This is a genomic window from Cochleicola gelatinilyticus (genome assembly GCF_001637325.1).
Lineage (GTDB): Bacteria > Bacteroidota > Bacteroidia > Flavobacteriales > Flavobacteriaceae > Cochleicola > Cochleicola gelatinilyticus.
On record NZ_LRXL01000026.1, the window covers coordinates 1,115,378 to 1,129,585 of the forward strand.

At 36.6% G+C, this 14,208-nt stretch carries 11 protein-coding genes; all 11 read right to left on the minus strand.

Features of this window, described 5'->3' with window-relative positions:
• Positions 1–25 precede the first annotated feature (25 nt).
• Positions 26–2,449, minus strand: coding sequence for an efflux RND transporter permease subunit (locus ULVI_RS07125; RefSeq protein WP_068591122.1), 2,424 nt, complete (start codon positions 2,447–2,449; stop codon positions 26–28).
• 79 nt (positions 2,450–2,528) lie between these two features.
• Complete coding sequence (locus ULVI_RS07130; RefSeq protein WP_068591124.1) at positions 2,529–3,794, minus strand: DUF5686 family protein; 1,266 nt, start codon at positions 3,792–3,794, stop codon at positions 2,529–2,531.
• A gap of 93 nt (positions 3,795–3,887) precedes the next feature.
• Positions 3,888–4,442: a ribosome recycling factor gene (gene frr, locus ULVI_RS07135; RefSeq protein WP_068591126.1), complete on the minus strand. Its 555-nt coding sequence runs from the start codon at positions 4,440–4,442 to the stop codon at positions 3,888–3,890.
• Positions 4,443–4,627: 185 nt separating this feature from the next.
• Positions 4,628–5,335, minus strand: a complete 708-nt coding sequence (gene pyrH / locus ULVI_RS07140) for a UMP kinase (protein ID WP_068591129.1) — start codon at positions 5,333–5,335, stop codon at positions 4,628–4,630.
• Positions 5,336–5,486: 151 nt separating this feature from the next.
• On the minus strand, positions 5,487–6,452 hold the full coding sequence (tsf, locus tag ULVI_RS07145; protein ID WP_068591131.1) for a translation elongation factor Ts: 966 nt from the start codon (positions 6,450–6,452) through the stop codon (positions 5,487–5,489).
• A 129-nt stretch (positions 6,453–6,581) separates the two neighbouring features.
• A complete protein-coding gene (gene rpsB / locus ULVI_RS07150; RefSeq protein ID WP_068591133.1) occupies positions 6,582–7,517 on the minus strand; it encodes a 30S ribosomal protein S2 in 936 nt (311 codons plus the stop codon).
• A 175-nt stretch (positions 7,518–7,692) separates the two neighbouring features.
• The gene (rpsI, locus tag ULVI_RS07155) at positions 7,693–8,079 is read right to left on the minus strand and encodes a 30S ribosomal protein S9 (protein ID WP_068591135.1); all 387 of its coding nucleotides are present in this window, start codon (positions 8,077–8,079) and stop codon (positions 7,693–7,695) included.
• Positions 8,079–8,540 (minus strand): 50S ribosomal protein L13, encoded by a 462-nt coding sequence (rplM, locus tag ULVI_RS07160; RefSeq protein WP_068591136.1) that lies wholly within the window; start codon positions 8,538–8,540, stop codon positions 8,079–8,081. The genes rpsI and rplM overlap by 1 nt, the downstream gene beginning before the upstream one ends.
• Positions 8,541–8,785: 245 nt before the next feature.
• Positions 8,786–12,238 carry a pyruvate carboxylase gene (locus tag ULVI_RS07165; RefSeq protein ID WP_068591138.1) on the minus strand — a complete coding sequence of 1,151 codons (3,453 nt, stop codon included), beginning with the start codon at positions 12,236–12,238 and terminating at the stop codon, positions 8,786–8,788.
• A gap of 162 nt (positions 12,239–12,400) precedes the next feature.
• Positions 12,401–12,868 (minus strand): GNAT family N-acetyltransferase, encoded by a 468-nt coding sequence (locus tag ULVI_RS07170; protein WP_068591140.1) that lies wholly within the window; start codon positions 12,866–12,868, stop codon positions 12,401–12,403.
• Between the two features lie 3 nt (positions 12,869–12,871).
• Positions 12,872–13,930 (minus strand): hypothetical protein, encoded by a 1,059-nt coding sequence (locus tag ULVI_RS07175; protein WP_068591142.1) that lies wholly within the window; start codon positions 13,928–13,930, stop codon positions 12,872–12,874.
• Between the last annotated feature and the right edge of the window lie 278 nt (positions 13,931–14,208).

Here is a 14,208-nt window from a genome sequence, read left to right on the forward strand (position 1 = left end):
AAAGAAATAAAACCTCTATTAACAGTTAATTCGATCCCTCAATATTCTCTTCGTCCTCATCCTCATTTTCCTCGTCTTTGTCTGGAATAATTTTTAAAGCAGGTTGTTTAAACGTTTCTTTATTTGCAATGCTTTTTTCTAGCGATAATAATAAAGAGGGTAGGAGCAACAAATTAGAGAGCATTGCGAATAAAAGTGTTGCTGAAACCAGAGCGCCTAAAGCAACGGTTCCTCCAAAACTCGAAATTGTAAAAACAGAGAATCCAAAGAACAACACAATAGAAGTATAAAACATACTTACACCAGTTTCACGTAACGCCGCATATACAGATTTCTTAATACGCCAGTTATTAGCAATAAGCTCCTGCCGGTATTTCGCTAAAAAGTGAATGGTGTCGTCGACCGAAATTCCGAAGGCAATGCTAAAAACAAGAATCGTAGATGGTTTTATAGGAACTCCTAGAAACCCCATTAACCCTGCAGTAATAATAAGTGGAAGTAAATTTGGTATTAATGAGATTAAAATCATTCGAAGGCTTCTAAACATCCACGCCATAAATAATGCTATAAGGAAGATTGCGAGTGAGAGTGATATAATAAGATTATTCACCAAATATTTTGTTCCTTTCTGAAACACCAATGCTTTCCCTGTTAACGTTACATTATATCGTTCTTTGGGAAATATCTTAGCAATCTTGGCATTTAAGTCTTCTTCAATACGATCATACCGTTCGGTCTCCGTATCAACCATAAAAGCTGTAATACGCGCAAATTGACCAGTAGAGTCAATGTAGCTGGAAAGTAGGTTCGTGTCTTGTGAACTGTTCTTAGCATACGAAAGTAAAAAAGTTCGTTCTTGACTATTAGGTAATTGATAGTATTCGGGATTGTTATTATAATAAGCCTGCTTCGAATACTTTACTAATTCTACGGCCGAAAGAGGTTTAGAAAATTCAGGAATTTCTGTAATATACTCTTGTAATTCATCCATTCTCTTTAAAGTAGCGAGCTTCATAACACCTTTGGGGCGCTTCGTATCTACCAATATTTCTAATGGCATGATCCCGTTGTATTCTTTTTCGAAAAATCGAATGTCTTTATAGAATTCTGCTTTTTGTGGCATGTCCTCTATAATACTTCCCGAAATTTTAATATTGTACATACCAATAATGCTGGCACAAAGCAAGATTACGGCGCTTACATAAATTGCAATTCTACGGTGGCGAACCATCGCTTCCATCCAGTTTACAAAATCATTAATCCATCCTTTGTTAAGGTGTTTTAAATGTTTGTATTTCGGAATTTCCATGTAGCTGTACACAATTGGAATAATGAACAGGCTTAATAGAAATATAGCGATTATATTAATGGAAGCTACAATACCGAACTCTTTTAATAACTGACTGTTAGTAAGGATAAACGTGGCAAATCCCGAAGCAGTCGTTACATTGGTCATTAATGTAGCATTACCCACTTTTGCAATAACCCGTTGTAACGATTTTGCTTGATTACCGTGCTGTTTTATCTCTTGTTGGTATTTATTAATTAAAAAGATACAATTAGGAATCCCAATAACAATAATGAGAGGGGGAATTAAAGCAGTAAGTACTGTAATTTCATAATGCAGTAATCCTAGAATTCCAAACGCCCACATTACCCCAATAATTACCGTGCACATTGATATAAATGTCGCTCGCCACGACCTAAAAAAGAAAAAGAAAATTAATGAGGTAACCAGTAATGCAGCCCCAATAAACATTCCTATTTCGTCAATAATATTTTGTGAATTTAGCGTACGTATATAAGGCATTCCCGAAGCATGTACTTTTATTCCGGTAGTTTCTTCAAATTCATGTATGCGAGGAATAAGTACTTTGTCTATAAAATCTTTTCGAGCAGGGGTGTTAACTATATCTTTCTTTAGATAGATTGCGGTTCGAACCGACTTTTTATTTGGACTATACACCAACCCATTGTAGAAGGGTAGTTTATTGAAAAGCTCGTATTTATATTTTTTAAGGGTTTCTTCTGAAAATATGGAATCTTTCAAAACTGGAACCATTTTGAAACCAGTTGTGTCTTTTCTTTTTTCTAATTTCTGAAGATTTCCTACGGAAAGTGATAGGGCAACTTCATCGGATTTTTGAAGGTCTTTCGAAAGTTGATCCCATGCGGTAAACTTAGAAGGAGTAAACAGGGTAGAGTCTTTGATGCCAAGAACAATTAAATTGCCCTCCTCACCAAAGTGGGACAAAAATTCGCTGTATTGAAGGTTTACCTCATGATCGTCTGGTAGTAAGTTCGCTTCCGTATAGGTAAAGCGCATATTTTTCCATTGCATTCCGAAGAAAACGGTAATGGCGGCAATAATAATAAGAATAAGCGGTCGATTCCGTAGAATAAAACGAGCGACAGTATTCCAAAAACCTATACTAAATAATTTATTCAAATCGAACCTAGATTACTTTCATTCGCAAAGGTATGAATAACAAAGGAGCAAGGGGTCTTTTTCGATACGTTTTTAAGACTTATAACTTTAAGTAAAAGGTAAATTTAAAAGAAACGTTATCTTCAAATTCAGGAAGGTTGTAGTAACCGTATCGATATGCGAAACTTAACCCAAAACCAAAGATTAATTTATTCAATTCAAAACCTGTTTCAGAATAGATTTGTTCTAGGGTGTTGAATTCTAATCCAACGTGGTCTGTTTTGTTCGATAGACTTCCTAATGCGTGTTTTGTTATAAATACGAGTTCTGGCTTAAAGCGTTCAGAAAAATAAAACCGCCGCAAACTATGCTTTACTTGAAGCGTAGTTAATTTATCTGAAAAGAACTCCCCAAAATACATGGTTTCAAAACTTCGACGACCTGCTACCGAAAACCGTTGAAGAATTTGATCTTTTGTAGGACTGTTAGGGTAGGCGTGAAATAAATGCGTTAATGGAACATCACCCGTTGCAAGGTTTCCTTCCAGTAAAATATTGGTGGAGGAGAGATCGGTTCGTTTTATGTAGTAATCGAGCTTAAGTCCGAATTTCGTGTAATTAAAATCACTTTCTGTAATTCCTTTAATACCTTGTGTAACTTGTGCTGAAATTTTTGGAAATCCATCGAAATACTCAACGCGTCCGTCTTCAGTTGTAAAAAAATTAGTCTTAGGGCTTATACGCACTGAGGCTGTAATCTCTGCAGTTTCATAAGAGTTGTATAGCGTTCCGTCGTTTAAATACCGGTAATTTTCAATTTGTTCTATACGGCTACGACCTATACGAACTTCAGAAAGAAATTTTTTAGAAAATTCATTTTGAAGATTAAGCTGCCAGGTACGATGTTTATAGAATTGCGTTACATTCACCAATCGTGGTTCGAAAACAGAATATACGCGAGCATCGGTTAAGTAATTAAAGCGGCCAATTTCTTCAATGTCGTCAATGTAAAATGCATTGATCCATGTATTTTTTTCTTTGTTTAAACGAATACTTCCACCAAGGCTGAATTTAGTATCCTTGTCTTTAAACCCATGAGCCACATAACCACTTATTTTAAATTTCTCGGAAAGTTTATTATTGGTAACACCTCCAGCGCCCAGCCGTAAGCCTTCATAATTATTATATTTAATAAGGTATTTTAAATCGAAATCAAAGAAGGATAATGGATAGTAACCCGTACTAAACGGGCTTTGTTTCTTTTCTACTCTAGTAGCCGAAGTATCTTTTTTAACTTGTATAGCGGGCTCTTGTGCTAGGGTAGAAAACCCGATTAACAAGATAAAAATTAAAAGGAGGTGCCGCATATAGTCTTGTGACTCGTTTTTAGGAAATGCAAAGGTAGTAATAAAGCGGCTTTTAGGCCGCTTTATTGTATTATGTTTAACTTTAACAGTAAATTATACCGTCATAATTTCTTTTTCCTTTTTGGCATACACCAATTCTATTTTTTGAATATGTTCATCGGTCATATTTTGAATGTCGATTTCTAAATTCTTTTTCATGTCTTCGGAAACATCGAGATCTTTAATATCGTTATTGGCATTTTTACGATCATTTCGAACTCCAATTTTTGCTTCTTCTGCTTCTGCTTTGGCTTGCTTAGCAAGATCTTTACGACGTTCTTCTGTTAATGGTGGTACGTTAATAATAACACTTTCACCATTGTTCATTGGATTAAAGCCAATGTTTGCCTGATGAATTCCTTTTTCAATTTCTGGAATCATCCCTTTTTCCCAAGGTTGAATAGAAATTGTCATCCCGTCGGGTGTATTTACATTTGCGACTTGACTTAAAGGTGTAGGGTTTCCGTAATAATTTACCATTACACTTCCCAACATAGAAGGTGAAGCCTTTCCTGCCCGTATATTCACCAGTTGTTTTTCAAGATGAGACAAAGCTTTATTCATTGCTTCCTTGGTACTGTCGATTATAAATTTAATTTCTTCTTCCATATTATATATGTGTTACGGTCCCTAATTGTTGTGCCTTGCTATCGCTATTTGCAGGCAGGCTTTGGTTCAAGATGCGGGAGGTTTTCAATTTGAGATTTCAGTACATTAATCTGAAATTTGTATTCTGATTTTAAAAATATCATTTTTTAATCAAATGGCAAGAACTTTGTCAAATTTGATAGGATCTATAAATTAACTTTCGTTCCTATGTTTTCTCCGGAAACAACTTTCATTAAATTTCCTTTAGTGTTCATGTCGAAAACAATAATAGGCAATTCGTTCTCTTGGCTTAATGTAAAGGCGGTAGTGTCCATTACTTTTAATCCTTTCCGAAGTACATCTTCAAAACTAATAAAATCGAATTTTGTTGCTGCGGAATCTTTTTCTGGATCGCTGGAGTAAATACCATCTACACGGGTTCCTTTTAAAATAACATCTGCCTCCACTTCGATTGCACGCAATACGGCTGCAGAATCGGTCGTAAAATATGGGTTTCCGGTCCCTCCTCCGAAGATTACTACACGACCTTTTTCAAGATGTCGAATGGCTTTTCTACGAATAAAAGGTTCCGCTACCTCGTTAATCTTAATGGCCGTTTGTAAGCGAGTAGGTACGTCTTCATCTTCTAAGGCACTTTGTAGCGCCAATCCATTAATTACGGTAGCAAGCATTCCCATGTGATCTCCTTGTACACGGTCCATTCCTCGACTAGCTCCAGAAACACCTCTAAATATATTTCCACCTCCAATTACGATGGCGACTTCAACGCCGGTTTCAATAATTTCTTTGATTTCTTCGGCATATTCTTTTAAGCGCTCAGGATCGATACCGTATTGGCGATTTCCCATTAAGGCTTCCCCTGATAGTTTTAAAAGGATTCTTTTGTAGTGCATAGCGAGAGTTTGTTCGTGCAAAAATAATTAAAAATGTTGGATGAAGTACGAAAACAAAAAACCGTTCCCAAAATAAATTGAGAACGGTTAAAAATTTTGCGATTCAAACTATAAGAATCTATTTGAATTGTTCTTTGAATGAACGGAGTAATTATGCTAAAGAAACTCTCTTAAACCCAACAACGTCAACATCGCCGTATGATTTTACATATTCTCCAACGCTTTTCTTTTCGTCCATGATAAAATTCTGATCTAAAAGTGCTTTTTCGTGATCTAACGTTGTGTTATCACTTATAAAACGCTCTATTTTCCCAGGAAGAATACGGTCCCAGATTTGTTCTGGTTTTCCTTCAGCTTTTAATTCAGCTTTCGCATCTTCTTCAGCTTTTGCCAAAACTTCGTCTGTTAACTGCATTCTTGAAATGTACTGAGGTACATTTTTCAATGTTTTCCCTAAACGACCTAATTCGATGTTGTCTTTTTCAATTACTGCAATACGTGCTTGAGTTTCAGAAGCAACAAATTCAGGAGAAAAATCTTTGTATGAAAGTGTAGTGGCTCCCATAGAAGCTACTTGCATAGAAACATCTTTTGCTAATTTGTCTGCATTATCAACCGCTTTTGAAAGTCCCGTTAATGCACCAATTTTATTTCCGTGAATATAAGACCCTACGAATGGAGCTTCTAACACCTCGTATCCACCAATTTCGATCTTCTCACCAATAACTCCGGTTTGTTCGATCAATTTTTCTTCTACAGTCATTCCGTCGAAATCTGCTTGTAATAATTCTTCTTTTGAAGTTGTATTTAAAGCGATATCAGCTAATTTCTGAGCCATTTCTACAAACGAGTCATTTTTTGCAACGAAATCTGTCTCACAGTTTAAAGAAACGATCACACCTTTTGTGTTATCGTCATTAACAGCAGCAATGGCAGCTCCTTCACTAGAGTCACGATCTGCTCTTTTCTCTGCGATCTTTTGTCCTTTTTTACGAAGAATAGCGATTGCTTCCTCCATATTTCCTTCAGCCTCTACCAATGCCTTTTTACAGTCCATCATTCCGGCTCCGGTTTTCTTTCTTAAATTATTTACTTCTGCGGCAGTTACTTTTACCATCGTACTATGAATTTATAATTCCCATAATATGGGATTTAATTAATGAATGTATGAATTTGAAAAAAGTCGTTCAATTTATTTCAGCAAAGAAAAGAATCAAACGACTTTAATAGTTTAAGCGAATGTTATTTATTCTTCTTCTTTAGTAAGACCTGCTTTTTCCATAGTCTCACTTTTAGATTCTAATTTAACAGGCTTTTTAGCCTCTTTCATTGCTTTTTTGTCTTCAGCATCTTTAGAAGGTACTTCAGCATCAGCAGTTTTCTTTACTTTCTTATCTCCTGATTCTTTAGAAGATGCATCTGCTTTTTTGCTCTTCGCTTTCTTAGGAGCAGCACCAGACTGATCGTCATCGCTATCTTTCCCAGACTTTCGTTCAGACAATCCTTCAATGATAGCTTCAGAAACTGCAGACATAACTTTGTCGATAGATTTAGATGCATCATCATTCGATGGAATTACATAATCGATCACTCTTGGATCACTATTGGTATCTACCATAGCGAAGATAGGAATATTAAGTTTTTGCGCTTCTGCTACTGCAATATGCTCACGTGTTGTGTCAACAATAAATAACGCAGCAGGAAGACGACTCATATCACTAATAGAACCTAAGTTCTTCTCTAACTTCATACGAAGACGATCTACTTGTAAACGTTCTTTTTTAGAAAGCGTGTTAAAAGTACCATCTTGTTTCATGCGATCGATAGATGCCATTTTCTTTACTGCTTTACGAATGGTAACAAAGTTTGTTAACATTCCACCAGGCCATCTTTCTGTGATGTACGGCATGTTTGCAGCTTTTGCTTTTTCAGCAACAATATCTTTTGCTTGTTTTTTTGTAGCTACGAAAAGGATTTTTCGTCCACTAGATGCAATTTTTTTCAAGGCTTCATTCGCCTCTTCAATTTTTGCAACTGTTTTGTAAAGGTTGATAATGTGAATCCCATTTCGCTCCATATAGATATACGGTGCCATGTTCGGGTTCCATTTTCTTGTTAGGTGACCAAAGTGTACACCTGCGTCCAGAAGTTCTTTTACTTCTGCATTTGTTTTGTTTGCCATTTTTGTAATAGTTTACGTTCTGTAAATAGATAGCAACCTTATGTTTAAAAGGTTTAGATGCTAAACTACTTTCCGCTTAAGACGGATAACAGCTTTAATAATTAAATAAAATATGAACTTATAATAATGTGTCGTACCGAATGTATTGCGATACGACACATGTATTGAATAAATATTAACGTTTCGAGAATTGGAATTTTTTACGGGCTTTCTTCTGTCCGAATTTCTTCCGTTCTACCATTCTTGGGTCTCTTGTTAATAAACCTTCTGGTTTTAAGATCCCTCTATTCTCATCGTTTAAAGTACACATAGCTCTTGCAATTGCAAGACGAATCGCTTCTGCTTGTCCTGTAATTCCACCGCCAAATACGTTTACGCTGATGTCGAATGTTGTTTCATTGTCTGTTAAAGCTAATGCTTGCTTAACTTTGTACTGAAGTGTAGGCGTAGTGAAATACTTTTCTAACTCACGCTTGTTCACTGTAATGTTTCCTTTTCCTTCTGAAAGGTACACACGTGCTACTGCAGTTTTTCTTCGTCCGATTTTGTGAATCACTTCCATTACTTCTTGGTGTTAGTGTTAATAGTGATTGATCTAGGTTTTTGAGCTTCCTGACCGTGCTCAGCACCGTCATTTACTTTTAAGTTTCTGAATAATTCAGCTCCTAATTTGTTCTTAGGAAGCATCCCTTTCACGGCTTTTTCAACCATTCTTGAAGGACTCTTTTTGAATAATTCAGTGGCAGTCAAACTACGTTGTCCACCCGGATATCCCGTGTGTCGAATGTAGGTTTTGTCATCCCACTTATTACCTGTTAATTGGACGTTTTTTGCGTTAATGATAATCACATTATCCCCACAATCCACGTGTGGTGTAAAGCTAGGTTTGTGTTTACCGCGAAGTAATTTTGCTACTTCACTCGCAAGACGACCCAATGTTTGCCCGTCCGCATCTACTAAAAGCCACTCTTTTGTTACGGTGTTCTTGTTAGCAGATACTGTTTTGTAACTTAATGTATCCATTAGTTTTTTGTCAAATTGTTAATAATTCATTGTTTTCACCCGCAAGCATTCTTGTAAAAGGCTGCTTTTGAGGGCTGCAAATGTACTACTATTTATTTGAAAAACAATTCGTGAAGAATAAATTTTTATTAAGGATACCGATTATAATTATGAAGTTTGAAAATGTCCTTAAAAGTATAAAAGAAAGGTGGGTTTATGCTATTCTTAGCATAAACTCACCTTTTTGGTAATTTCAAAGTTTTGGTTTACTCCACCGTAACAACAAGATCCCCTTTCATTAGCATCGTTCCCGGTTTCAGGGTGACCGATTTTACTTTTCCTGCCTTCGTAGCTGTTACCGTACTTTCCATTTTCATGGCTTCTATGATAAAAAGTGGATCATTCTTTACAATTTCTTGTCCTTTTTTCACCAATACTTTATAGAGCATTCCCTGCAAAGGGGCACCATACTGACCGTCATCTTCTTTATCGGCTTGTATGTGCACCTCTTTTTCTACCTTAATAGAATTGTCCTTGATCTCCACAAAACGATTCTCTCCGTTTACTGAAAAGAATACAATTCTCACCCCTTCATCATTCGGAATTCCTACCGACAGTAATTTTACTGCAATGGTCTTTCCAGGCTCCAGCTCGATCATGGCCTCTTCTCTTAATTTCATTCCGTAGAAGAACGTGGTAGTAGGAAGTATAGCTACATTCCCATACGCCTTGTATTTTTCGTGTGCTTGCTCAAAAACTCTTGGGTATAAACTGTAGGACAAGAAATCCTCAAATTCGATCGGTCGTGAAAATCCTTTCTGAAATTTTTTCTGAAACGCTTTGTACTCCTCAGTAAAATCAATAGGTTTTAAATGGGCATTCGGGCGGTCTGAATAAGCTTCGGTATTTTTTAAGATTAACTGTTGAAGTTTTTTCGGAAAACCTCCCATAGGTTGACCTAAGTCTCCTTTAAAGAAATTTATCACCGATTCTGGAAACGAGATGCTGTCTCCTTTTTCCATCACTTCTGCCGGAGTAAGATCGTTCGTGACCATAAAGATCGCCATGTCTCCTACTACTTTCGAACTTGGAGTTACTTTTACAAGATTTCCGAAGAGCTCATTTACCTCAGCGTACATTTTCTTAACTTCATCAAACCGATCACCTAAACCAAGCGCTTCTGCCTGCGGACGTAAATTAGAATATTGTCCGCCCGGAATTTCATGCTGATACACTTCTGCCGTTCCTGCTTTTAAACCACTTTCAAACGGATAGTAAAACTCGCGAACATCTTCCCAATAATTCGAAAATTCATTTAATTTTTTGATGTCAAATTCGTGCTCTCTGGGTTGGTGTTTCATCATTTCAACCACCGAATTAAAATTGGGTTGCGAGGTAAGTCCCGAAAGTCCACCCAATGCAACATCTACGACATCAACGCCAGCTTCAATCGCTTTTAAATAGGTGGCAGATTGTATGGAAGAAGTATCGTGTGTATGCAAATGCACTGGAATAGTTAAGGTGTCTTTCAATGCAGAAACCAGTTCGGTTGCAGCATACGGTTTTAACAAGCCGGCCATATCTTTAATAGCGATCATGTGTGCACCAGCATTTTCAAGATCTTTCGCCAGCTGCGTGTAATATTTAAGGGTATACTTTGTTTCATTTGGATCCAAAATATCTCCTGTGTAGCTTATCGCAGCCTGAGCAATTCCTCCTGTATTTTTACGCACATATTGAATGCTCGGCTCCATTGCTTTTACCCAGTTTAAAGAATCGAAAATTCTAAAAATATCAACTCCGTTTTCCCAGGAAGTTTCAATAAATTTTTCAATTAAATTATCGGGATATGCTTTATACCCAACTCCGTTCGAACCGCGAAGCAGCATCTGGAATAAAATATTCGGAATTAGTTTCCGAAGTTCACGAAGACGTGTCCACGGACTTTCATGTAAAAAACGGTAACATACATCGAAGGTCGCACCACCCCACATTTCTACACTAAAAGTATTTGGGTGGTTTTTGGCATAACTTTCAGCCATCGCAAGCATATCGTAGGTTCGCATTCGTGTTGCCAGTAATGATTGGTGGGCATCACGAATGGTAGTATCTGTGTAATGAATTTTTTTATCTTCCTTCAGCCAAGCGCAGAATTTTTCTGGACCGAGCTCTGTCAATTTATCTTTTGTTCCCTTCGGAAAGTCTTCCGAAGCATTAAACGAAGGAATTTTTGGAGTTCTGAAAACCTTTTTATCGTCGGTGTACTTTACATCTGGATTTCCATTTACAATTACTTCTCCTAAAAAATTAGTGATTTTTGAAGTACGATCTTGAGAAAGTTTTATTTCGAATAGTTTTGGGGTATTCTGAATAAAATTAACTGAAGCTTTCCCACTTTTGAAGGTTTCGTGCTGAATTACATTCTGTAGAAAATGAATGTTGGTCTTTACGCCACGAATTCTAAATTCCTTTAACGCACGTACCATTTTACGCACGGCGCCGTCTAAAGTTCTTCCATGCGCAGAGACCTTTACCAACATCGAATCGAAAAACGGACTCACACTGTACGATTGGTATATACTTCCTGCATCTAATCGTATTCCCATTCCGGAGGCACTTCGGTAAGTCGTGATAGTTCCGTAATCGGGGGTGAAATTGTTTTCAGGGTCTTCTGTAGTTAAACGACATTGTAGCGCAAAGCCATACGTCGCCAAAGAATCCTGATCGTAAATTTTTATTTGCTTGTCCGATAGTTTATAACCTCCTGCAACAAAAATTTGTGTTTTAATAAGATCGACTCCTGTAACCATTTCGGTAACAGTGTGCTCTACTTGAATACGAGGATTTACTTCAATAAAAAATACATTATCTTCTTTATCGACAAGAAACTCCACCGTTCCTACATTGTTATAACTAACTTCTTCAGCGATTGCTACTGCATATTTATACAATGCATCTTTTACGTTCTGACTCACATTAAATGAAGGTGCCACTTCCACCACTTTCTGGTGGCGTCTTTGTACCGAGCAATCCCGTTCGTACAAATGGCGAATATTTCCGTGATTGTCTGCTACAATTTGTATTTCCAAGTGCTTTGGTTCTTCCACATATTTCTCCAAAAACATGGTGTCGTCTCCGAATGCATTGAGGGATTCACTGCGGGCAGATTCAAAATTATTTGTAAGGTCTTCATCGTTCCGCACAATTCGCATACCGCGACCCCCACCGCCAGAAGCAGCTTTCAGCATTAATGGATATCCTATTGATGAAGCTTCAGAAAGGGCGATTTTTAGAGAAGACAGTTCTTTGGTGTTACTTTTTATAATTGGAACGTTGCATTTCTCAGCGATTTTCTTTGCGGTTATTTTATCTCCCAGCGCATCCATCACTTTAGGATCGGGACCTATAAAAATAATTCCTGCTGCCGCACATTTTCGGGCAAAGTCAGAATTTTCAGAAAGAAAACCATATCCTGGATGAATGGCGTCTACGTTTTTCGATTTTGCAAGCGCAACAATAGCATCACTGTCGAGATAAGGTTTTAACGGCGCATCGTTTGGGCCAATTTGATACGATTCATCTGCTTTGTAACGGTGCTGTGAATACCTGTCTTCAAAGGTATAGATGGCAACTGTTTGTAAATTAATTTCGGTGCAGGCACGTAGTACTCGAATGGCGATCTCACCACGATTTGCAACCAATACTTTCTTAATTTTCATAAAATTCTAATTAGCAGATTGAACGTTAAAAACTTCTTGGTGTTAAAGATATAAAAATACTATGCATGCATAATAAATTATTTATAGTTTTTTTATGCATTTATACTAAATACTTTTTTTGTACAGTTAATTTTTACTAGTTGTCTTTAATTTTAAAAGATATTATTTTGATTGATCCTTTGGAAACAAATTTTTTTCAAAACAAACACTATTTTTTACACCTTTATATTGTCCATAATTTTCAATGATCTTATAACCACATTTTTTATAAAGGGCAATGGCATAAGGCTGTCGAGTTCCTGTTTCTAAGATACATTTTTTAAACTTTAGTTGCGATGCCCAAGCTTCTAATTCTAATAAGATTTTAACCGCATGTCCTTTTCCTCGTTCTAAGGGTAGGGTATACATTCGTTTTATTTCTACAGTAACATCGTTGTACTTTTTTATAGCTCCACATGCAATTGCTTTATCGTTTATATAACCAACTAACACATAATTAATGTGGTCTAACTTATTGTATTGATCGTAAAATGCATGTTCATCCCCATCGGTTACCGCTAAATCTGCATCAAGCTGTTTAACCAAAGCTATAAATTCTGGGTCATCGCTTGTTGTTTTTACTACCCTCATAGCTTATTTGATAATATACGGATTTTCATTTTTATAATTTCGAACAATAAAATCGAGCGCGCTTTCTAAGATTTCTCCCATATTTTTCGATTTTTTGAAATTGATATCTCCTGTAAGATTGAGTAACGCTTTTTTTAATTCTTTAATCTTTTCTGGAGGAGAGATCTCGTCGTTTTTCATGCACGTTAATAATTCCTGCAAACGATTATTTTCACTAGTTGCACGCTTTGCAAGTAACGAACGTTCTTCTTTTTTGTATTGCTCTATGGAGGCTTCTTGTAATAACGACAGGGTCATTTTCACCAAAACATTGTTCTCTTTTAAGAATTGCGGTAAGTATACCTTTAAATTACCCTCATAACTCTGCTGGTCGAAATCGATGGCTCTAATGCGGTATTGAATACGATCGAAATCGTTGGTAAGTACCATGACATAATTGTAAGACCGCATATCGCCCAAAAGACGAACGAAACAACGTTCATTAAACTTTACGAACTCTTTAGCGATTTCTTTTTTATCCTGTTCAGAGCAATATTCAAGGTTGTTCTCAATAAAATCATCACCCGGAATTCCCGAGATGTGTTCTTCAATAAGTGTGTTTCCGTGAACTAGAAAGTTAATATGATTTGGTGATAGGAGATGTTCCAGTTCCAATCCGTAGATTCTCGATGCATCTGCTTTTTTTATGTATAGAAAAATATAGTTGTCGTTGAGTATATTCCGCACTTTTACACGAAAAGGTTTCGAATTTCCGAAGGTGCAAAAATCGATACTATCAATAGTAAGATACGGCAGTAGAGAGTCGCTACCATCACTATGCAAGATCGAATACATGCGTTTTAAACTCGATTCGATCTCTTCGGTTTCCCATTCGCTGTAATACACCCCAATCCATAAAGAATCGTTTCCATACTTATCATAAACGACTGTCGATCCTTGAAAACGCAGTAGATCATCGTAATAAATTGGAATTTTAATGTTTCTTCCGTGCCGCGTGAGATACGTGGAAAGCGCTTCAGTAATATCGTACGCAGGTTTTTTTTTTGAGATTAGTTTTCGCATCCTTTCAGTAAATCTTAGCGTTTGCTTATTTTTTTATAAAGAGTTTTATTTTCCGTAGAAATGGCTATTAAGTACATGGCTGAGGTTGGGAAATATCCAGGCTATAAACTGTTATTATTTCTGAAATTTCTTCGGAAAGAACTCGTTGCCCAATTTCTGTTTGCGTAAAATTATTTGTGTAAACAAGCACTGCAATTAATATACACAAGAGCCCTCTCATAAGCCTAGTAATTTTTTGTAAAGTACTTAAAAAAATAGCTTCAGAAAAAAGCTTTATT